Annotated in this window: 16 protein-coding genes and 2 riboswitches; of the genes, 11 read left to right on the top strand and 5 right to left on the bottom strand. The window is 64.7% G+C overall.

What is annotated here, in order from left to right; translation table 11 throughout:
• Positions 1-180 precede the first annotated feature (180 nt).
• A riboswitch (glycine riboswitch) is annotated at positions 181-265 on the top strand.
• Positions 266-382: riboswitch (glycine riboswitch) on the top strand.
• A 54-nt stretch (positions 383-436) separates the two neighbouring features.
• Positions 437-1,705, top strand: a complete 1,269-nt coding sequence (locus AB6724_RS00225; protein WP_369336491.1) for a D-amino acid dehydrogenase — start codon at positions 437-439, stop codon at positions 1,703-1,705.
• Positions 1,706-1,805: 100 nt separating this feature from the next.
• Positions 1,806-3,233 carry an amino acid permease gene (locus AB6724_RS00220; RefSeq protein ID WP_369336490.1) on the top strand — a complete coding sequence of 476 codons (1,428 nt, stop codon included), beginning with the start codon at positions 1,806-1,808 and terminating at the stop codon, positions 3,231-3,233.
• A 156-nt stretch (positions 3,234-3,389) separates the two neighbouring features.
• Here the strand turns inward: AB6724_RS00220 and AB6724_RS00215 are convergent, their stop codons facing one another.
• Complete coding sequence (locus AB6724_RS00215; protein ID WP_369336489.1) at positions 3,390-4,322, bottom strand: EamA family transporter; 933 nt, start codon at positions 4,320-4,322, stop codon at positions 3,390-3,392.
• 344 nt (positions 4,323-4,666) lie between these two features.
• Between AB6724_RS00215 and nhaA the strand changes: the two genes are divergently transcribed.
• From nhaA to AB6724_RS00200, 3 genes are all read left to right on the top strand, one after another.
• Positions 4,667-6,055 carry a Na+/H+ antiporter NhaA gene (nhaA, locus tag AB6724_RS00210; protein WP_369336488.1) on the top strand — a complete coding sequence of 463 codons (1,389 nt, stop codon included), beginning with the start codon at positions 4,667-4,669 and terminating at the stop codon, positions 6,053-6,055.
• Positions 6,056-6,453: 398 nt separating this feature from the next.
• A complete protein-coding gene (locus AB6724_RS00205; protein WP_369336487.1) occupies positions 6,454-7,308 on the top strand; it encodes an SEL1-like repeat protein in 855 nt (284 codons plus the stop codon).
• Positions 7,202-8,110: a tetratricopeptide repeat protein gene (locus AB6724_RS00200; RefSeq protein WP_369336486.1), complete on the top strand. Its 909-nt coding sequence runs from the start codon at positions 7,202-7,204 to the stop codon at positions 8,108-8,110. The genes AB6724_RS00205 and AB6724_RS00200 overlap by 107 nt, the downstream gene beginning before the upstream one ends.
• Positions 8,111-8,165: 55 nt before the next feature.
• Here the strand turns inward: AB6724_RS00200 and AB6724_RS00195 are convergent, their stop codons facing one another.
• A complete protein-coding gene (locus tag AB6724_RS00195; protein WP_369336485.1) occupies positions 8,166-9,344 on the bottom strand; it encodes an alpha-hydroxy acid oxidase in 1,179 nt (392 codons plus the stop codon).
• A 195-nt stretch (positions 9,345-9,539) separates the two neighbouring features.
• On the opposite strand from AB6724_RS00195, the gene AB6724_RS00190 reads away from it, so the two are divergent.
• The 5 genes from AB6724_RS00190 (at position 9,540) to lldD (ending at position 15,251) form a co-directional block, all read left to right on the top strand.
• On the top strand, positions 9,540-11,198 hold the full coding sequence (locus tag AB6724_RS00190; RefSeq protein WP_369336484.1) for an L-lactate permease: 1,659 nt from the start codon (positions 9,540-9,542) through the stop codon (positions 11,196-11,198).
• Between the two features lie 251 nt (positions 11,199-11,449).
• The gene (locus tag AB6724_RS00185; RefSeq protein ID WP_369336483.1) at positions 11,450-11,602 is read left to right on the top strand and encodes a hypothetical protein; all 153 of its coding nucleotides are present in this window, start codon (positions 11,450-11,452) and stop codon (positions 11,600-11,602) included.
• Positions 11,603-11,665: 63 nt separating this feature from the next.
• Entirely contained in the window at positions 11,666-13,330 is a 1,665-nt protein-coding gene (gene lldP, locus AB6724_RS00180; protein WP_369336482.1) for an L-lactate permease, read from the top strand.
• 17 nt (positions 13,331-13,347) lie between these two features.
• Positions 13,348-14,118: a transcriptional regulator LldR gene (lldR, locus tag AB6724_RS00175; protein ID WP_369336481.1), complete on the top strand. Its 771-nt coding sequence runs from the start codon at positions 13,348-13,350 to the stop codon at positions 14,116-14,118.
• Positions 14,115-15,251, top strand: coding sequence for an FMN-dependent L-lactate dehydrogenase LldD (gene lldD, locus AB6724_RS00170; RefSeq protein ID WP_369336480.1), 1,137 nt, complete (start codon positions 14,115-14,117; stop codon positions 15,249-15,251). Before lldR ends, lldD begins: the two co-directional genes overlap by 4 nt.
• Positions 15,252-15,291: 40 nt before the next feature.
• Here lldD and AB6724_RS00165 read toward each other — a convergent pair whose 3' ends face one another.
• Together AB6724_RS00165 and AB6724_RS00160 are read right to left on the bottom strand one after the other, a co-directional pair.
• Positions 15,292-16,173: an EamA family transporter gene (locus AB6724_RS00165; protein WP_369336479.1), complete on the bottom strand. Its 882-nt coding sequence runs from the start codon at positions 16,171-16,173 to the stop codon at positions 15,292-15,294.
• Positions 16,170-16,790, bottom strand: coding sequence for a nitroreductase family protein (locus AB6724_RS00160; protein WP_369336478.1), 621 nt, complete (start codon positions 16,788-16,790; stop codon positions 16,170-16,172). The genes AB6724_RS00165 and AB6724_RS00160 overlap by 4 nt, the downstream gene beginning before the upstream one ends.
• 80 nt (positions 16,791-16,870) lie before the next feature.
• Here AB6724_RS00160 and AB6724_RS00155 point away from each other — a divergent pair, with 80 nt between their 5' ends.
• Entirely contained in the window at positions 16,871-17,764 is an 894-nt protein-coding gene (locus AB6724_RS00155) for a LysR family transcriptional regulator (RefSeq protein ID WP_369336477.1), read from the top strand.
• Positions 17,765-17,791: 27 nt separating this feature from the next.
• Here the strand turns inward: AB6724_RS00155 and pbpC are convergent, their stop codons facing one another.
• Positions 17,792-20,227: a penicillin-binding protein 1C gene (gene pbpC, locus AB6724_RS00150; RefSeq protein ID WP_369336476.1), complete on the bottom strand. Its 2,436-nt coding sequence runs from the start codon at positions 20,225-20,227 to the stop codon at positions 17,792-17,794.
• Positions 20,228-20,233: the final 6 nt, after the last annotated feature.

Genomic DNA, 20,233 nt, shown 5'->3' with positions numbered 1-20,233 from the left:
CTTGAAAATCAAGCACTATCCCGCAATCAAGCTCCCAAACCAACAGGACCGTGACGCATGGCGCCGTCAAACTGGCCGATCCGCAAAAAACGGCCACGCCGGCACTTTGCCCGGTAAGTCTAGAAAACCCGTATATCCAAGCCATGGCGTTCTTCTTACATTCGCCCTCGGGCCCTTAGCCCAGTGATGCCGAGAGAGACTGCAGCGCAGCGCCGAAGGAGCAACCGCCCCGGAAACTCTCAGGCAAAAGGATCGGCATCACTTGTTTCATCACTCTGAAGAATGTCCGGCGCCATCGTCCGCCGGGCATACCGAAGGAGCAAGCGATCATCGCCCCGGCGATGCCTCGTGAATCTCTCAGGTCCAGAACAGAGGGGGCGTCCGCTGCGCATATTGCGCACGGACTCCACCTTTGACGCATCTGGAGCTGATCATCATGAAGACAATCGCCGTTATCGGAGGCGGCATCACGGGCGTGACCACGGCCTATGCCCTGGCCAAGCGCGGATTTTCCATCACCCTGTTCGAGAAGCAGCGCTATGCCGCCATGGAAACCTCATTTGCCAATGGCGGCCAGCTCTCGGCATCGAATGCCGAGGTCTGGACCCATTGGTCCACCGTCCTCAAGGGCCTCAAGTGGATGCTCAAGAGCGATGCTCCGCTGCTGCTCAATCCCAAGCCCAGCTGGCACAAGATTTCCTGGTTCTGCCAGTTCCTCGCGGCCATTCCTCACTACGAGAAAAACACGGTCGAAACCGCGCGCCTGGCGATTGCGGCGCGTGAACATCTGTTTGACTGGGCAGATGCCGAAGGCATTGACTTCGATCTGAAGAAGAAAGGCATTCTGCATATCTACCGTGACCAGGCGGGCTTCGAGCACGCAGGCAAGGTCTCGCAGCTGCTCGCCCTGGGCGGGCTGGAGCGCCGCGCCGTAACGCCCCAGGAAATGCGGGCCATCGAGCCCACGCTGTCCGGAACCTTCTATGGCGGCTACTTCACCGAGAGCGATTCCACCGGCGACATCCACAAGTTCACCAGCGGCCTCGCCGGCGCCTGCGAAAGGCTGGGCGTGCAATGCCGCTACGGTCAGGAGATCGTGGCAGTGAACAGCAATGGCAAGCAGGCCAGCGTGACCGTGCGCCAGGGTCTGGAAACCGAAGCCTTGACCTTCGACGCCATGGTGGTCTGCGCCGGCACGGCCAGCCGCGCGCTGGCCAGCCAGCTCGGTGACAGCGTCAACATCTATCCGGTCAAGGGCTACTCCATCACGGTCAATCTGCTCGACGAGACCAGCCGTGCCTCGGCCCCCATGGTGAGCCTGCTCGACGACGAGACCAAGCTGGTCACCAGCCGCCTCGGCGACGATCGCTTCCGCGTGGCGGGCACGGCCGAATTCAACGGCTACAACAAGGACATCCGCGCCGACCGCATCCGCCCACTCATCGAATGGGTGCAGCAATGCTTTCCGGGCGTCAGCACGCGCAGCGTCGTGCCCTGGGCCGGCCTGCGCCCCATGATGCCGGACATGCTGCCGCGCGTGGGTCGTGGTAGCAAACCCTGCGTGTTCTACAACACCGGCCACGGCCATCTGGGCTGGACCCTGTCGGCCATCACCGCCGATATGGTCGGCGACGTGGTACTGCAGTCCATGGGCAGCACCGGCAAACAGTCCCGACCGGCCACGCTGACCACCGCCAGCGCCTGATCTCAAGCTAACAACTTCAACCACAAGCCAGACACGGCAGCCGCAGCGCCCCGTGAGGGGCAGCTGTTGCCGTGCGAATGGCAAAACGGAGACATACAACATGAGCCGAAATCATCCAACCGCAGCCGGGGATTCGCTGCAACGCACAGGGGAACTGGAGCGCGGCCTCAAGGACCGGCATATCCAGCTGATCGCCCTGGGTGGCGCCATAGGCGTGGGCCTGTTCCTGGGCTCGGCCAAGGCGATTCACAAGGCGGGGCCGCTGCTGCTGCTCAGCTACGCCATCGCGGGGCTGGCCATCTTCTTCATCATGCGTGCACTGGGCGAGTTGCTGGTGCACCGCCCGGTGGCCGGCTCTTTTGCCACCTATGCCGAAACCTATGTCAGCCCCTGGGCCGGCTTTGTCACCGGCTGGACCTACTGGTTCACCTGGGTGGTGACGGGCATGGCCGAACTCACGGCCATAGGCATCTACACCCATTACTGGTTTCCGAGCATTCCGCAATGGGTTCCGGCGCTCGCCACCCTGGCCGTGCTGCTTGGAGTCAACCTGATCGCGGTCAAGGTCTTTGGCGAGCTGGAATTCTGGTTCGCGCTGATCAAGGTCGTGACCATCGTGGCCACGCTCGTGCTGGGCGTGGCCATCATCACCACGGGCTGGGGGCCGCTGGGCCAGACGGCGAGTTTCGCCAATCTCTGGTCGCATGGCGGCTTCGCGCCCATGGGCATGGTCGGCGTGGTCTTCACCTTGCAGATAGCCTGCTTTGCCTACACCGGCGTGGAACTGATAGGCGTGACCGCCGGCGAGGCCGAGTCGCCCGAGAAAGTGCTGCCGAAAGCCACCAACAGCATCGTCTACCGCATTCTGATCTTCTATGTCGGCGCCCTGGTCGTCATCATGTCGCTGGTGCCCTGGAACGAGCTCAGCCCCGACATGAGCCCCTTCGTCCATGTCTTCGACAAGCTGGGCATTCCCGCTGCGGCCGACATCATCAACTTCGTGGTCATCACCGCCGCCGCCTCTTCGTGCAACAGCGGCATCTTCAGCACCGGGCGCATGCTCTATACGCTGGCCCAGTTCAAGCAGGCGCCTGCCCGCTTGGGCAAGGTCAATTCACGCCATGTGCCTGCGGCCGGCATTGTGCTGTCGGCGGCCTTCATGCTGGTCGGCGTGGTGCTCAACTATCTGGTGCCCGAGGAAGCCTTCATCTATGTGACCAGCATTGCGACGATAGGCGCCGTGTGGACCTGGGGCATCATCGTCTTTGCCCATCTGCGCTACCGCCGCGCCGTCAAGTTGGGTCAGGCCGCTGCCGTGGCCTACCGCATGCCCGGCGCGCCGTTTACCAACTGGTTTGTGCTGGCCTTTCTGGCCGTGGTGCTGGTCTGCCTGTCGCTGGATGCCAGCACCCGCGTGGCGCTCTATATCGCGCCCCTGTGGTTTGCGCTGCTGACGCTTGGCTACCGTCTTTATGCGGCCCAGCCCGAGCGGCGCCCACGCCTGCCGCAAGCGCAGCAAGTCGCCTGAGATGCATGGCAGCCGCAATGTCGATGCCGAGCTAGCGGCATCCGATACTGCGGTATCCCGCTATTGATTCAAGAGCTTCTTGCGCTCATCCATAGTTCACTTCATCGATTTTTCAATACAGGAATGAGCTATAGAAAGCGCAGGCAGCTCTCAAAATCAGAGCTGCAAACAGATCAGCACCAGGCCCAGCATCATCAGCGCCATGCCCAGCTTCTCCATCAACGACAGCTTCTCGCTGAACACCTTGCGCGAGACGATATAGCTGAACACCACCTCCACCATGCCCAGCGTGCGCACCGGCGCTGCGCCCTGCATGGCATAGGCGGTGAACCAGGCCAGCGATGCGGCGGCGCCCATGCTGCCGGCCAGCAGCGAGATGCGCCAGGCCTTGAAGATGGGGCGCAGCCCCTGTTCATGGGTTTTGGCAATCCAGGCGCTCATGACCACGGACTGCATGGTCTGCGCAATCAGCACGCCCCAGGCCCCGGAAAGCCAGGGCGAGCTCACGCCCAGCCTGGCAATCTCTACCGCACCGCCGCGAAAGCCTATCGTGGCCAGCGCAAAACAGGCACCGCAGATCAGGCCGTAGACAGACGATTTGCTGGTCCAGGCCGAGAGCGTGAACAGCTGCCCGCGCGGCGGCAGCGACAGCATCAGCACGCCCACCGTGGCCAGCACCATGGCCAGCAGCGCCAGCCGGGTCGGCAGCTCGTGCAGGAACATGGCCGCAAACAAGGCCACTTGCAGCACCTCGGTCTTGGAGAGCGTGACCGCCACGGCAAAGTTGCGCTCCTTCATGGCCATCAGCAAGGCGGCCGTGGCCGCGACCTGAAAGAAGGCACCGAGCGCAATCCAGCCCAGATAGGCGGCACTGAACTGCGGCAGCACCAGGGACGGATCGCCCAGACCATAGAGCGCCAGCAGATAGATGGCGGCGAACGGCAAGCCATAGAGAAAGCGCACCAGCGTGGCCGGCAGCGTGCCGACCTGTGCCGTCAGCGAGCGCTGGGCCGTGTTGCGCACCGTCTGCGCCGCCGCCGCAAACAGCACCACGACCACCCACAAATATTCCATTCCTATGCCCGACATGACACGCTTTCTTTATCGTTAGCGCGCCAGCATAGCGCCGGCCGCCGGGCGGCGCTGACGCGATTCGTGCAGTCCACCCGCTCAAGCCAAGGCGACGTGAAGCGCGAGAGGCAACCGTCCCGACAGCGAAGTCTCTTTTCCTGAAAATAAACCTCATATCCAGGCCATTGCTGCATCTTTAGCTACAATTTCAGCCGGGTGCCCGTCACACAAGGTGGCGATGGCAGGTGAATGTTCATGCGCAGGTCGGGCCGCCAGCGCGCCAGTCGTTTGCAGTGCAGACGGCACCATAAGACATGGTGCTGCACATCTGTCTGCGGACGAGCTCAGACACCTACCGACACATGGACCCACAAACAATGGTGCAGGCCCCTGCACCTTTTGCATCCCAAAAATCGCCCCGCGTCCCCGCACTGCAATCCGCGACCGAACGCGTGCAGGCGCAAATCTCGCAGCTGCTGCATATCGAATCCTTCGCCGGCATGGTGCTCATGCTGGCCGCCGCCGCAGCCCTGATCTGGGCCAACTCCGCTGCAGCGCCAAGCTACTTTGCACTGTGGCATGCGCCCGTCGCGCTGACGCTGGGCCCATGGAGCTTCAGCACCGACCTGCACTTCATCGTCAACGATGTGCTGATGACGGTGTTCTTTCTGGTCGTTGGCATGGAGATCCGACGCGAGCTGCACAACGGCGCGCTGGCCAGCCTGCGCCAGGCCAGCCTCCCACTGATCGCGGCCATCGGCGGCGTGGCCGTGCCCGCGCTCATCTATGTGGCCCTGGCGGGCAGCGACAGCACGCTGCTCAAGGGCTGGGCGATCCCGACGGCGACCGACATCGCGTTTGCCGTGGGCGTGCTGGCCTTGCTGGGCCGCAATATCCCGGGCGCTCTGCGCATCTTCCTGCTGGCCCTGGCCATCATCGACGACATCGTGGCCGTGCTCATCATTGCCTTCTTCTACTCGGGCGGGCTGGAGCCCATGGGCTTTGTGGTTGCCGCAGCCGGCGTGCTGCTGGTGCTGCTGTTCCAGCACATGGGCATTGCCGCCGCCCCCCTGTATGTGCTGCCCGGAGCCATTCTGTGGTTCGGCCTGCTCAAGACCGGCGCTCACCCCACCTTGGCGGGCGTGGTGCTGGGCCTGATGACGCCCGTGTTTGTACGCTCCGCTCCCATGCCGCTGCTGATCACGGCACAGGCGGCCATGCGCAAGGCCGGCGAACAGATGCTGAGAGGCAGGCCCGATCCGCAACACCTGCTGCAGGACCTGCGCACCGCTCGACTTGCACAGCGCGATCTGCTGCCGCCCGCTCTGCGCCTGCCCATGATTCTTCACCCCTGGGTGGCATTTTGCGTCATGCCCATCTTTGCGCTGGCCAATGCCGGCGTGCAGTTCTCAGGCGTCGACCTGAGCGCAACCGCGCCGCAGACCACGGCCATGGCCGTGCTGATGGCACTGGTGCTGGGCAAGCCTCTGGGCGTCTTCATCTGCACATGGCTGGCCGTCAAGAGCGGGCTATGCAACCTGCCCGAAGGCCTGAACTGGCGCGGTGTGCTGCTGGTGGGTCTGCTGGCCGGCATCGGCTTCACCATGTCTATTTTTGTAGCCGGCCTGGCCTTTGCGGATGCCAGCTTGCTGGGCGCGGCCAAGCTGGGCATTTTGGCGGGCTCGGCCCTCGCCGCCTTGCTGGGGCTGGGCTATGGCTTTTCCATGCACAGGCGCCTGCAACACAAGTAAGCACTTCTCAATCCCGATGCCCGATGGGGCTGGGGGCAGAAAAAGCACCCTGATCAACGAGCTGCAGCCGCCAGTTGCGATGAGCGACTTGGCGGCTGCAGCTTGTTACGTGACTAGAATGCCTGCTCGCTCTGGCCCGCAGTCCGTACATCTGGAACCTGTTCCATGGGCTGCGGCGTCCGGCCCTCCAGAGTGCCATCCATCCCTGACCAAGCGTGAATAGGCAGGGTCCGGATGATCGGTCCGGCAGCGCTGTTTCACTGCACTCTCCGTGAACTGCCTCACGGTGGCAGCGCTCAAGAAGACATCGAGTTGCCAGAAGTCATGGCGAGCTTTGCAGTCACAGGCCGAACACACTTCCCTTTTCGCAAGACCATCAGGAAAAAATGAAGAAACACATGGTTCATCTTTACTCCGCTGCTGCGCTGCTGCTCGCCAGCACCTTGGCAATGGCGCAACCCGCGGACCTGCTGCGCAAAGCACAAGAGGGCGATGCCCAGGCTCAGCTTGATCTGGGCCAGATATACGTGGAAGGCCGTGGTGTGGCGCAAAGCGACGAGAAAGCCGCTCAATGGTTTAGCCTTGCCGCGGCGCAGGGCAATGCCTTGAGCCAGAGCAATCTCGGCTTGATGTATGACCAGGGCCGTGGTGTGAAGCAAAGCGACCAGGAGGCCGTCAAGTGGTATCGCCTTTCGGCGGCGCAAGGTGAGGCCAATGGCCAGTTCAATCTGGGTGTGATGTACGACGATGGGCGTGGCGTTGAGCAAAGCGATGAGGAGGCCGTCAAGTGGTACCGGCTCGCTGCAGCGCAAAACCTTCTCGATGCCCAGTACAACCTGGGACTGATGTATGTCAGCGGCCGCGGCGTGGAACAAAGCGATCAGGAGGCCGCCAGATGGTTTGGCATGGCGGCTGCAAAGGGCCACGACTCGGGGCAAGCCAACCTCGCCGTGATGTATGCCACCGGTCGCGGCGTGCCGCTCGATGAGAAGGAAGCAGCCAGACTGCTGGGACTGGCCGCAGCGCAAGGCAATGCGACGGCCCAGCTCAACCTCGGCACGATGTTGGAGGAAAGCCGCGGCGTCAGACGCAGCCTGTCCCAGGCCTATTTCTGGTATGCCTTGGCGGCCGCTCAGGGCCTGGAAGATGCTGTGCCGCTGCGCGATGCTGCGGCCCGCAAGCTCAAGCCTGCAGAGCGCTCTGCGCAGGACGCAAAAATCAACGCCTGGAAACCCAAGGCGAAAACTCGCTGAGTTTGCACGCTCGAAACCGCAACTCTTTATCGACAAGCAAGCCATGAAAAAACAATTCAGCCGTCTCCTTTGCGCAGCCACCTTGCTGCTCTCCAGCACTTTGGCCATCGCACAATCGCCCGACCTGCAACAAAAGGCCGAGGCCGGTGACGCCCAGTCACAGTTCAAACTCGCAGCCGCCTACCTCACAGGCCGTGGTGCTCCCAAAAATGATGATGAAGCAGCCAGGTGGTTCACGCTTGCGGCAAAGCAGGGTCATGCGGAAAGCCAGGCCAATCTCGGCTTGATGTACGGCCGCGGACGCGGCGTGCCGCAAAGCGACGAGGAGGCGGTGAAATGGTATCGCCTGGCGGCAGAACAAGACGATGTCGACGGCCTGTTCAACCTCGCAGTGATGTATGACGACGGCCGGGGCGTGGCTGAGAACCAGGAGGAAGCCGTCAGGCTGTATCGCCTTGCCGTGGCGCAAAACCATGTCTCGAGCCAGAGCAATCTCGGCTATATGTACGACCATGGCCGTGGCGTGGCGCAAGACAGCAAGGAAGCCTTCAAGTGGTACATGATGGCGGCAGAACAGGGCGATGCCAACAGCCAGTTCAACGTAGGCTCCATGTATGCGCTGGGCCGCGGTGTGGAGCAAAGCTGGCCTCAGGCCTATTTCTGGGCGCTGCTGGCAGCCAAGGATGGCGAGAAGGATTCGGCCAAGCAGCAGGAAATCATCGCCAAGAAATTGAAACCGGCACAGCGGGCCAAGATCCAGCAGCAGGTGCAGGCATGGAAGCCCAGGGCCAGCAACTCCTGACCTCCGGCCAGAGGTCGTGGCGGCTTGCAGCGCAGCAAGCCGCCGACAACACGGATCAGATCACTGCAAACGGTTTGGGATAGGTGCCGGGCAACAGAATCTCTTTGCCGACCTGGTTGATATTGGTGTGCCCGCAGAAGGCCATGGTGGTGTCCAGTTCCTTGTGGATGATCTGCAGTGCCTTGCTCACTCCGGCCTGCCCATAAGCACCCAGACCGTAGAGAAAGCTGCGGCCGATCATCGTGCCCTGCGCGCCCAATGCGCGGGCCTTGAGCACGTCCTGACCGCTGCGGATGCCGCCATCCATCCAGACCTCGATGGCCTTGCCCGCAGCCTCTGCAATCGATGGCAAGGCTTCAATCGACGAAGGCGCACCGTCGAGCTGACGGCCGCCGTGGTTGCTGACCACCAGCGCATCGGCCCCGCTCTGCGCGGCCAGGCGCGCGTCTTCGGCATCCATCACGCCCTTGAGAATGATCTTGCCGCCCCAGAGCTTCTTGATCCATTCCACGTCGCTCCAGTTCAGTGTCGGATCGAACTGCTCGGCCGTCCAGGACGACAGCGAGGACACATCGCCCACGCCATCCACATGGCCGACGATATTGCCGAAGCTGCGGCGACGGGTACCCAGCATGCCCAGGCACCAGTGCGGCTTGGTCGCCAGATTGATCAGGTTGGCAAGCGTGGGCTTGGGCGGGGTGGACAGCCCGTTCTTGATGTCCTTGTGGCGCTGGCCCAGGATTTGCAGGTCCAGCGTCACCACCAGGGCCGAACAGTTGGCCGCCTTGGCGCGGTTGATCAATCGCTCCATGAAGGCCTTGTCGCGCATCACATAGAGCTGGAACCAGAACGGATGGCGTCCGGTGTGTTCGGCAATGTCTTCCAGCGAGCAGATGCTCATGGTCGACAGGGTGAAGGGAATGCCGAAGGCCTTGGCGGCCCTGGCGCCCAGAATCTCGCCATCGGCATGCTGCATGCCGGTCAGGCCCGTGGGCGCGATCGCCACCGGCATGGCCACCTCCTGGCCGATCATGGTGCTGCGCGTGCTGCGCCCCTCCATGTTCACCGCCACGCGCTGGCGCAGCTTGATCTTCTGGAAGTCGTCTTCGTTGGCGCGGTAAGTGCCCTGGGTGTAGGAGCCAGAGTCCGCATAGTCATAGAACATGCGCGGAACGCGGCGCTTGGCCACCACGCGCAGATCTTCGATACAGGTGATTTTGGAAAGATCGGCCACGGACTAAACCCTTTGTTTTTCGTTGCAGCCGATGGTAGTGCGCCTGCGGCATTTGTGTCGGCCGCTCAGGTTTGAAGTGATTTGTGCGGGTTTTGAAATTTTCTGCACCCGCCGCAAACCAAGGGCTAACGCTAGTGTGGGAACGCGCGCACATCGCCACCATCGCAGCCATTAATACAGAGAGGAGCAACAGAGATGGTTTGGCAACAGGTCTACGACCCCTTATCGAATATGTGGCTGTCCACATTGCTGGCGGCGATTCCCGTCGTGGTGATGCTGGTAGGCCTGGGCTTTCTGCACATGAAGGCCCACTGGGCCGCAGGCGCGGGCCTGGTTGCGGCGCTGGTCATTGCGGTTTTCGTCTACAGCATGCCGGCCGGGATGGCGGGCCGCGCGGCCATGCTGGGCGGCCTCACCGGCCTGCTGCCCATAGGCTGGATCGTGCTCAACATCATCTTTTTGCACCAGCTGACCGAGAAGAACGGCAGCTTCAAGATCCTGCAGGACTCGATTGCCGGCATCACCGAGGACCGCCGCATCCAGCTGCTGCTGATCGCCTTTGCCTTCGGCGCCTTCTTCGAGGGCGCGGCCGGCTTCGGCACGCCCGTGGCCGTGACGGCCGCCATCCTGATCGGTTTGGGTTTTTCGCCGCTGGCCGCCTCGGGCCTGTCGCTGATCGCCAATACCGCGCCCGTGGCCTTTGGCGCCCTGGGCACGCCCGTGATCACGCTGGCCAAGGTGCACGGCTACGACCTGATGGAAGTGACGGCCATGATCGGCCGCCAGTTGCCCTTCTTCTCGGTACTGGTGCCGTTCTGGCTGATCTGGGCCTTTGCGGGCCGCAAGGCCATGATGGAGATCTGGCCCGCCATCTTGGTGACCGGCGTGTCCTTCGCGATCCCTCAATACCTGGTGTCCAACTTCATCGGCCCCGAGCTGGTGGACATCATCGCCGCCATCGTCTCCATGGTCTGCCTGGTCGCCTTCCTGCGCGTCTGGCAGCCCAAGAACATCTGGCGCACCACCACGCTTCGTGGCCATGAAAGCGGTCAGGGCGAGGGGGAAGCACCACGCGCCATCACCAAGCATTCGCGCGCCGATGTGATCCGTGCCTGGACCCCCTGGGCCATTCTCACGGTCTTCGTCTTCATCTGGGGCCTGCCCTCGGTCAAGACCGCACTCAACGGCATCTTCAGCCCCGCCTTCCCCATGGACGGCCTGCACAATCTGATCGAGAAGATGCCGCCCGTGGTCAAGCAGCCCACCAAGGAAGGCGCGGTCTACACGCTGAACCTGCTGTCGGCCACAGGCACCGGCATTCTGCTGTCGGCCATCGTTGGCGGCCTGGTCATGAAGTACAACCCCGTGCAGCTTGTAGGCCAGTTCTTCAAGACCATCTACATCGTGCGCTACTCGCTGCTGACCATCGTGCTGATGCTGGCCCTGGGCACGCTGACGCGCTACTCGGGTACCGACACCACGCTGGGCCTGGCGTTTGCCAACACCGGCGTGCTCTACCCCTTCTTCGGCACCTTGATGGGCTGGCTAGGCGTGGCGCTCACGGGCTCGGACACGGCATCGAACGTGCTGTTTGGCGGCATGCAGAAAGTGGCGGCCGACCAGTTGGGCCTGTCGCCCAATCTGATGGGCGCTGCCAACAGCTCGGGCGGCGTGATGGGCAAGATGATCGACGCCCAGTCCATCGTCGTGGCCTCCACCGCCACGCGCTGGTTCAACCATGAAGGCGACATCCTGCGCTATGTGTTCTTCCACTCGATCGCCCTGGCATGCCTGATGGGCATCTTCGTGACCCTGCAGGCCTATGTCTGGCCCTTCCATCTGATGGTGAACTAGTCCCCCCTGAGCCGCTTTGCGGCTTCCCCCCAGGGGGACGACGGCCTTTGCTGCGGGGCGGCCCTTGCTGGCCGTCTCTGGCTTGGGTGCCGCGGTTTTGAGCACCGCGCTCAAAACCCGCCGTCAGACCGGCAATGAGCTTGTCCATAAAAGCCGCAGCGCTCCAGGCCTGCGGCTTTTTTACGTCCTCCGGACGATGCTTCCCCACCATATTGGTATTACCAATAAATCCCAAAAATCAAGGGAAAACCATGAATTTCCTTATCAAATCCGGTTTCTATAATCCGCTCCACTTGAGAATTTCTCATATTGGTCATACCAATTTACAAACCAAGCCATGGCGAGCCAGCCCCCTGTTTCGGGTGTCGCGCGCCTGCTGCACGGTTTTTGCTGAAGAAAATTGACGGGGAGACTTCTGGACGCTCAGAAGGCTTGCCCTCCCCGCGCAAATCCAGGAGATCGAGGCAATGCAAGAAATCTGGTCGCAGAACTACGACCCCGCGGGCAATCTGTGGGTGTCGGCGCTGGTGGCGCTGATACCCATCATCTTTTTCTTTCTCGCGCTGACCAAGCTGCGGCTCAAGGGCTATGTGGCGGGCAGCATCACGGTGGTGCTGGCGCTGGCCGTGGCGCTGCTCTTCTACCGCATGCCGGTCGCCAACGCGCTGGCGGCCGGCGTCTACGGCTTCTTCTACGGCCTGTGGCCCATTGCCTGGATCATTGTTGCGGCGGTCTTTCTCTACAAGGTCTCGGTCAAGACCGGGCAGTTCGACATCATCCGCTCGTCCATTCTGTCGGTCACCGAAGACCAGCGCCTGCAGCTGATCCTGGTGGGCTTCTGCTTCGGCGCCTTCCTTGAAGGCGCGGCCGGCTTCGGCGCGCCCGTGGCCATCACGGCGGCGCTGCTGGTGGGCCTGGGCTTCAGGCCGCTGTACGCAGCCGGCCTGTGCCTGATCGGCAATACCGCGCCCGTGGCCTTCGGCGCCATGGGCATTCCCGTCATCGTGGCCGGCCAGGTCTCGGGCGTCGATGCCATGGCCATCAGCCAGATGGCCGGCCGCCAGCTGCCGTTCATGACCATCATCGTGCTGTTCTGGCTCATGGCCATCATGGACGGCTGGCGCGGCGTCAAGGAAACCTGGCCCGCCGTGCTGGTTGGCGGCGGAAGCTTTGCGCTCGGTCAGTTCCTGACGGCCAACTACATAGGCCCCGAACTGCCGGACATCACCTCGGCCATCTTCGCGCTGGTGACGCTGACGACCTTTCTCAAGTTCTGGCAACCCAGACGCATCTTCCGCTTCGACACCGAACCCGGCGCCGCGAAAATCCAGACGGCGGCCACCGTCAAGCTGACGGCCGGCGTGGTGCTCAAGGCCTGGTCGCCCTTCATCATCCTCACGGCCATGGTGACGATGTGGAGCCTCAAGCCCTTCAAGGCGCTGTTCGCCTCGGGCGGCGCGCTGGCCGGTACGGTCTTCAACCTTCCCGTGCCCATGCTGCACAACCTGGTGCAGAAGATGCCGCCCGTGGTGGCCGCTGCCACGCCCTATGGCGCGGTGTACTCCTTCAACTGGCTGTCAGCCACCGGCACGGCGATTCTGATCGGCGCCGTGCTCGCCATCCTCCTGCTGCGCCTCAAGCCTGCCGTGGCGGTCAAGACCCTGGGCGAGACCTTCAAGGAACTGGCCCTGCCCATCTACTCCATCGGCATGGTGCTGGCCTTTGCCTTCATCGCCAACTACTCGGGCCTGTCCACCACGCTGGCCATGGCGCTGGCCCACACCGGCAAGGCCTTTGCGTTCTTCTCGCCCTTCCTGGGCTGGGTCGGCGTGTTCCTCACGGGTTCGGACACCTCGGCCAACGCCTTGTTCGGCGCGCTGCAGGCCACCACGGCGGCGCAGCTGGGCCTGCCCGAGGTGCTGACGGTGACGGCCAACACCACGGGCGGCGTGACCGGCAAGATGATCTCGCCCCAGTCCATCGCCATCGCCTGCGCGGCCGTGGGCCTGGCCGGCAAGGAGTCGGACCTGTTCCGCTTCACCGTCAAGCACAGCCTGGCCTTCCTGGTGCTGATCGGCATCATCTGCACGCTGCAGGCTTATGTGTTTCCGTGGATGATTCCAACCACGTAAACCTGCCGAGAGATTCCATGCCCGCCCCACGCCTGTCCGATCGCGTTGCCCAGCAGCTGCTGGAGCTGATCCAGACCACCCAGCTCCAGAGCGGCGACAAGCTGCCGACCGAGCGGGCGCTGGCCGAGCAGCTGGGCGTGTCGCGCACGGCGCTGCGCGAGGCGATACAGAAGCTCGCCAGCCGCGGCGTGCTCGAAAGCCGCGTGGGCGCCGGCACCTTTGTCTGCGCCCCCGTACCGCTGTGGCACGAGCAGGCCGTCGCGCCGCTCGCGCCGCTGCTGCGCGACGACCCCCAGTACCGCTACGACGTGCTGGAAGCGCGCCAGGCGCTGGAGCTCAGCACCGCCTGGTACGCGGCCCAGCGCGCCACCGACAAGGATAGAGACCGCATCCGCCGCTGCTTCGACGACATGCTGCGCCACCAGCAGGCGCATGATGCCGCCAGCGCCGCCCGCTCCGACGCGCAGTTCCACCTGGCCATTGCCGAGGCCTCGCACAACGCCGTGCTGGTGCAGCTCATGGGCAGCCTCTTCGAGCTGGTGCTGGGCACCGTGGCCCAGAACCGGCGCCTGATGTTTGTGCATGACGATCTCTCGACGCTCGAGCACCTGACTGCCCAGCATCAGAATCTCATGCAAGCCATTCTCGACGGCCAGCCCGAGCAGGCCAGAAGCGCCATAGGCCAGCACCTGGCCTATGTTCACGACAAGCTGTCCGAGTCCGACGCGGAAGCCGCCCGGCGCAAGCGGCTGGATCGTTTCTCATCTTCCTCCGTCATTTTTTCATGATCATCTCCTCCACCACCGACTACCGCGCGGCCGCGCAAAAGCGCCTGCCGCCCTTTCTGTTTCACTACCTCGACGGCGGTGCCTACGCCGAGAAGACACTGGCGCGCAACGTCGGCGACCTGGCAGAGGTGGCGCTGCGCCAGCGCGTGCTCAAGGACATGAGCCAGCTCGACACCGGCATCGAGCTGTTCGGCGAGAAGTTCTCGATTCCCGTGGCGCTGGCTCCCGTGGGCCTGACCGGCATGTTCGCGCGCCGCGGCGAAGTGCAGGCCGCCATGGCCGCCGACAAGAAGGGCATTCCCTTCACCATGTCCAGCGTTTCGGTCTGCCCGATCGAGGAAGTCGCACCCAAGCTGGGCCGCCCGATGTGGTTCCAGCTCTATGTGCTCAAGGACCGGGGCTTCATGAAGAACGCGCTGGAGCGCGCCCAGGCCGCGGGCGTCTCCACCCTGGTCTTCACCGTGGACATGCCCGTGCCCGGCGCGCGCTACCGCGATGCACATTCGGGCATGAGCGGCCCCAACGCCGCCATGCGCCGCTACCTGCAGGCCGTGACCCATCCGCACTGGGCGCTGGACGTGGGCCTGCTGGGCCGCCCGCACACCCTGGGCAATATCTCCACCTACAAGGGCCAGAACGTCAGCCTCGAAGACTATATGGGCTATCTGGGCGCGAACTTCGACCCCTCGATCTCGTGGAAGGACCTGGAGTGGATCCGCGACTTCTGGAAAGGACCCATGCTCATCAAGGGCATTCTCGATCCCGAGGACGCCAGGGATGCGGTGCGTTTCGGCGCCGACGGCATCATCGTCTCCAACCATGGCGGCCGCCAGCTCGACGGCGTGCTCTCGTCGGCACGCGCACTGCCAGCCATTGCCGATGCCGTCAAGGGCCAGATCAAGATCCTGGCCGACTCGGGCGTGCGCAACGGCCTGGACATCGTGCGCCTGCTGGCCCTGGGCGCAGACTGCACCATGATAGGCCGCGCCTTCGTCTATGCGCTGGCCGCCGAGGGCGAAGCCGGCGTGAGCAATCTGCTGAACCTGCTCGAAAAGGAAATGCGCGTGGCCATGACGCTGACCAGCGTCAAGAACGTCTCTGAGATCACGGGCGATCTGCTGGTTCGGGGATGATTCCGCGCCAGTCCCCGGCCGGGCCTGGGTCTGGCGGGAATCAGCGCGCCACGCCCTTCTGCCCCAGCCAGATGCCGCCCAGGACCAGGGACACGCCGGCCATCTGCACGGCCGTCAGCGTCTGGCCCAGGACCGCCCATCCCAGCAAAATCGCCGTGAGCGGGCTCAGAAAGCCCAGCGGCGCCACCATCTCGGGCTCGAGGCGGGCAATGCCGCGAAACCACAGCACATAGGTCAGCGCCGCGCCCACCAGGCCCAGCCAGGCCAGCCCGATCAGATGGCCGGGCGTGGGCGCCGGAAAAGCCGGCCCGGCCCAGAGCGCCACGGGCAGCAGCAACAGGCCGCCGGCCGTGAGCTGCCAGGCGGTAAAGGTCAACAGCGGCACGGGCGGACGCCACTTGCGCGTGAGCACCGTGCCGCAGGCCATGGACAGCGCTGCGGCCAGGCCTGCCGCAATGCCGGTCGCATCCAGCGCCACGCCGGGCGTGAGCACCAGCAGGGCCACGCCCGCCAGTCCGGCCAGGGCTGCGAGCACCGAGGCCGGTCGCAGTGCACTGCCCAGCACCCAGGCCGCAAGAAACACCACCACCAGCGGCTGCACGGCTCCCACGGTGGCAGCCGCCCCGCCCGGCAAGCGGTAGGCCGAGATGAACAGCAGGCTCCAGAACACCGAGAAATTGAGCGCCCCCAGGATGAATACCCTCAGCCACCACACGCCCTGCGGCAGACGCCGCGCGAAGGCCAGCAGCAGCAGGCCCGCAGGCAGCGCGCGCAGCAGAGCCACCGTCATCGCGGGCACCTGCGGCAGCAGCTGCGTGGTGACGATGTAGCTGCTGCCCCAGATGGCGGGCGCCAGCCCCGTCAGCAGCAGATCCCATGCCCGAGTCTGCCCCGGTGTTCGCACAGCTTGCCGGGAGCTCATGCGAACTCCAGCACCTGCTCCAGCGGCCGGCGCGGCTTCTGCGGCCAGTTGCCGGCTGCGGCACGACCCACGGTGACGAGCATCACCGGCAGCTCCTCGCGGGCCAGGCCGAAGCTGCCTGCCACGCCTTCGGCGTCGAAGCCCGTCATCGCACAGGACGCCAGGCCCAGGGCCTGTGCCGCATGCATCAGCGTCATGGCGGCTAAGCTGGCCGAGCGCAGGGCCTCGTCGCGCACCGCCAGCGCGCTGGCGTATTGCAGGCGCGCGGCCTGCAGCCAGCCCTGCGCCATGGCGGCAGGCATGAAGCCGCCGTCCACAAAGGGCTGCAGCCGTTCGGCCAGCGCCTCGGGGTCGGCCAGCACGCCGCAGACGATGAAGCAGACGGCCGCGTCCTGCACCTTGACCTGGTCCTGTGCCACAGCGCGCAGACTGGCCTTGGCTGCGGGCGTGCGCACGGCGATGAAGCGCCAGTTTTGAAGGTTGTAGGCCGTGGGCGCTCGCGTGGCCAGCTGTACCAGCCGTTCGATCTCGGCATCCGCCAGGGTGTGGGAGGTATCGAAGCGGTTGGCCGAGATGCGCTGCTCAATGAGAGCGAGTGTGGGGTGAGGAGTGGTCATGGCATGACTGTAGATAATTCACCCTGAATTGATAATTGGCTTTTATCGAAATAAACCATTCACTGGAAGAAAAGAATCAGATGGACCGACTGACCGCCTTGCAAGTCTTTCAGCGGGTGGCCCAGCGCGGCAGCTTTGCCGAGGCGGGCCGCAGCCTGGGCCTGTCGCCGGCTGCGATCAGCAAGAACATCGCCGAGCTGGAGGCCCATGTGGGCACGCGCCTGATCCAGCGCACCACGCGGCGCATGGCACTGACGGAGGAAGGCCGCCTGTATCTGGAGCATGTCACGCGGGCGCTCGATGCGCTGGCCGATGCCGACTCCGCGCTATGCCCCTTCAAGGCCGCGCCCAGCGGCCTGCTCAAGGTCAGCGCGCCCATGACATTCACGCTGACGCAGATCTCTTGCGCCATCCCTGCCTTCCTGGAACGCTACCCCGAGCTGCAGCTGGACCTGCACCTGGACGACAGGCGCGTCGATATCGTGCGCGAGGGCTTCGATCTGGCCATACGCGGCAGCGACCGGCTCGAGGACTCCTCGCTGATCGCACGCCCGCTGACAAGCATGTCGCATGTGCTGTGCGCCGCTCCCGGCTATTTCGAAAAGCGCGGCCTTCCGCACAGGCCTGCCGAGCTCAACGGCCTGGAGCACATACGCTTCAGCCTCTCGGGCCATGCGGATGCCTGGGAATTCGAGCAAGGTGGGCACATGGAGCGCGTGGCGGTCAACGCGCGCTATTCGGTGTCCTCAAGCCTGGCGGTGCGCGACGCGCTGCGTGCGGGCTTTGGCGTCAGCCTGATCCCGCGGCCCTATGTCGAGGAAGACCTGCGCACGGGCCGGCTGCAGGCCGTCCTGGAGGACTGGAGCACGGTGAAGACCACGCTCTATGCGATCTATCCGTCGCGCCAGCATGTGACGCCCAAGCTGCGCGCGCTGCTGGACTTTCTGGTAACGCAGTTCGCCCCCGGCAACTGACCAGCCGGTCCGTTGACCGGCTGGCATTCAGCGCCGGCGCTGGCTTTGGATCTGTTCAGGCCCGGCCACCAGGGCGCCGGCACCGCGCACCTCCAGCGCAATGCTGTCCAGCACCTTGCCCGACGCATCGAGCAGCTCCAGCTTGTGGCGACCCGGCCAGGGCAGCCAACCCAGCTGGCTGCCGCGCCCCAGCTCGCGCTGCACCTCTCGCATCACGGGCTGCGCGGTCTTGTCGGCTGCCGCAGGCGCCGAATATTGTCGCGTCACCAGCCGCCAGCGCAGGCTGTTGTCGCGCCAGTCCTGCTCCGCCGCCATGCTGGCCTGCCGTGCGATCAGCTGCACGCGCTGGCGCTCGGGTGGAATATCGGGGTCCAGCGCCAGAATCGTTCCGTTGGCCGGACGCGAAATCCGCACCGCCGCCGCCTGCTCGGCCTGCGGCTTCGAAAGTTTTCCCTTGGCCGCCCTTGCGTTGTCTTCGCCAGCAGCTATGTGATCCATAGCAAACAGAGGCTGCTGGGTACCGGCCACAAACCATTCGCGGCGTGCGCTCTCGATCGGCATGCCGCCGGCCACAGCGCTGCCGAACTCCACCTGCTGCAGCAGCAGGCCCGCCGGCGGCTTGGGCGCCCGGCTGGGCGTTGTGCGATGCAGAAAGCCCATGATCTCGGCCCAGATCGGCGCGGCGCCGCTGGTGCCGCTGACCGAGTGCATGGCCTCGCCGCGCGCATTGCCCACCCAGACCCCCACGGTGTAGCGCTCGGACCAGCCCACGGCCCAGTTGTCGCGCATGTCCTTGCTCGTGCCGGTCTTGACCGCCGTCCAGAAGCGTGTGGCCAGCACGCTGTCGGTGCCGAAGGTGGGCGCGCGCGCCATATTGTCTGAAAGCACGTCGCCCACGATGAACGCGGCTCTCGCATCCAGCACCGGCTGCTGCTTGTCGCCGGCCGGATCGCCGGGCTTGCCACCGGCCTTGCGGCCGGCGGCCGGCAGGGCCCAGCTCACGGGCCGGTACAGGCCGCCGTTGCCCAGCGCGCGATAGGCATTGCTGAGATTCAGCAGCGAAACCTCGGCACTGCCCAGTGCCAGGCTGAAGCCGTAATAGCCGCCGCTTTCGCGCAGCGGCAGGCCCAGGCGCTTGAGCTGCTCGAAGAAGGCGTCGGTCGTGACCATGACCAGGGTGCGCACCGCAGGCACGTTGAGCGAGGAGGCCAGCGCCGTACGCACCGAGACCCAGCCCTTGAAGCGGCGGTCGTAGTTCTGCGGGATGTACAGGCCGTTCGGGGTCGGAATATGTGCGGAAGAATCCTCGATCAGCGAGGCCGCGGTGAGGCGCTGCTCGGCTATCGCCTGTGCATAGAGAAAAGGCTTGAGCGTGGAGCCGGGCTGGCGCAGCGCGGTGACGCCGTCGACCTCGGCGGCCTGGCTCAGCGTGCCCGAGGAGCCCACCCAGGCCAGTATCTCGCCCGTGGCGTTGTCCAGCACCACGGCCGCGCCATCCTCCACATTGCGGCCCTGCAGCTCGCGCAGATGCTGCTGCAGGCTGCCGACCGCAAAGCGCTGCACGGAGGCGCTGAGCGTGGAGCGGACCCGCTCCTGGCCCTTGTTCTGCGGCAGGGCCAGCCAGCGCCGCGCGAAATGCGGCGCAATGCCCTCGCTGGGCTGCCACTGGCGCCGCTGCAGCACGCTGGCCGTGTACAGCTGCATGGCCGTGCCGTCCCCGGCGCAATTGCGCGCCGCCGCATCGTCGGGCGCCATGCTCTGCAGCACGCCACAGGCGCGCTGGGCCACGCGCTCGGGCGAGGCATTGGGCGCACGCACCAGCGCCGCGGCAATCGCCGCTTCGCGCGCATCCAGCCCATGGGGCGCCTTGCCGAAAAGGCTTTGCGCGAGCGCGTCTATGCCCACGATCTCGCCGCGGAACGGCACCATGTTCAGATAGGCCTCGAGAATCTGATCCTTGCGCCAGCGCCGGTCCAGCACCTGGGCCGCCACGGCCTGGCCCAGTTTCTGCACCACGCTGCGCCCGCCCGCACCCTGGCGCCAGTCGCCGTCGAGCAGGCCCGCGAGCTGCATGGTGATGGTGCTGGCGCCGCGCGTGCGGCTGTTCCAGAGATTGCCCCAGGCCGCCGAGGTCACGGCCGCCCAGTCCACGCCGCTGTGCTCGTAAAAGCGCTTGTCCTCGCTGAGCACCAGGGCCGTGCGCAGCGCCGGCGAGATATCGGCCAGCACCACCCAGGGGCCGCGCCGCACCGTGCTGTCGGTGCGCAGGCGCTGCAGCTCCTCGCCTTCGCGCGACAGCAGCAGGGTTTCCGAAGAACGGTGCTCGCCGCGCACCTCGTCAAAGCTCGGCAAGGCATGGCCGGTACCCGCCAGACCCAGCAGCAGAGCGCCAGCCAGTGCGGCCTGGCGCCAGGGTTTTCCAACGGTTGCTGCTATGAATGGGCTCTGCTTGCCTGGTTCCATGTCTGT

It is taken from the genome of Comamonas guangdongensis (assembly GCF_041079535.1).
In the GTDB taxonomy this organism is placed as follows: Bacteria; Pseudomonadota; Gammaproteobacteria; order Burkholderiales; family Burkholderiaceae_C; genus Comamonas; species Comamonas guangdongensis.
This window is presented reverse-complemented; position numbering and strand designations above follow the sequence as displayed.

What these genes read in the sequence shown, in the direction of transcription:
- AB6724_RS00225 (WP_369336491.1), top strand. Translation starts at nt 437, where the DNA reads ATGAAGACAATCGCCGTTATCGGAGGCGGCATCACGGGCGTGACCACG.
- AB6724_RS00220 (WP_369336490.1), top strand. Translation starts at nt 1,806, where the DNA reads ATGAGCCGAAATCATCCAACCGCAGCCGGGGATTCGCTGCAACGCACA.
- AB6724_RS00215 (WP_369336489.1), bottom strand. Translation starts at nt 4,322, where the DNA reads ATGTCGGGCATAGGAATGGAATATTTGTGGGTGGTCGTGGTGCTGTTT.
- nhaA (WP_369336488.1), top strand. Translation starts at nt 4,667, where the DNA reads ATGGACCCACAAACAATGGTGCAGGCCCCTGCACCTTTTGCATCCCAA.
- AB6724_RS00205 (WP_369336487.1), top strand. Translation starts at nt 6,454, where the DNA reads ATGGTTCATCTTTACTCCGCTGCTGCGCTGCTGCTCGCCAGCACCTTG.
- AB6724_RS00200 (WP_369336486.1), top strand. Translation starts at nt 7,202, where the DNA reads ATGCTGTGCCGCTGCGCGATGCTGCGGCCCGCAAGCTCAAGCCTGCAG.
- AB6724_RS00190 (WP_369336484.1), top strand. Translation starts at nt 9,540, where the DNA reads ATGGTTTGGCAACAGGTCTACGACCCCTTATCGAATATGTGGCTGTCC.
- AB6724_RS00185 (WP_369336483.1), top strand. Translation starts at nt 11,450, where the DNA reads ATGAATTTCCTTATCAAATCCGGTTTCTATAATCCGCTCCACTTGAGA.
- lldP (WP_369336482.1), top strand. Translation starts at nt 11,666, where the DNA reads ATGCAAGAAATCTGGTCGCAGAACTACGACCCCGCGGGCAATCTGTGG.
- lldR (WP_369336481.1), top strand. Translation starts at nt 13,348, where the DNA reads ATGCCCGCCCCACGCCTGTCCGATCGCGTTGCCCAGCAGCTGCTGGAG.
- lldD (WP_369336480.1), top strand. Translation starts at nt 14,115, where the DNA reads ATGATCATCTCCTCCACCACCGACTACCGCGCGGCCGCGCAAAAGCGC.
- AB6724_RS00165 (WP_369336479.1), bottom strand. Translation starts at nt 16,173, where the DNA reads ATGAGCTCCCGGCAAGCTGTGCGAACACCGGGGCAGACTCGGGCATGG.
- AB6724_RS00160 (WP_369336478.1), bottom strand. Translation starts at nt 16,790, where the DNA reads ATGACCACTCCTCACCCCACACTCGCTCTCATTGAGCAGCGCATCTCG.
- AB6724_RS00155 (WP_369336477.1), top strand. Translation starts at nt 16,871, where the DNA reads ATGGACCGACTGACCGCCTTGCAAGTCTTTCAGCGGGTGGCCCAGCGC.
- pbpC (WP_369336476.1), bottom strand. Translation starts at nt 20,227, where the DNA reads ATGGAACCAGGCAAGCAGAGCCCATTCATAGCAGCAACCGTTGGAAAA.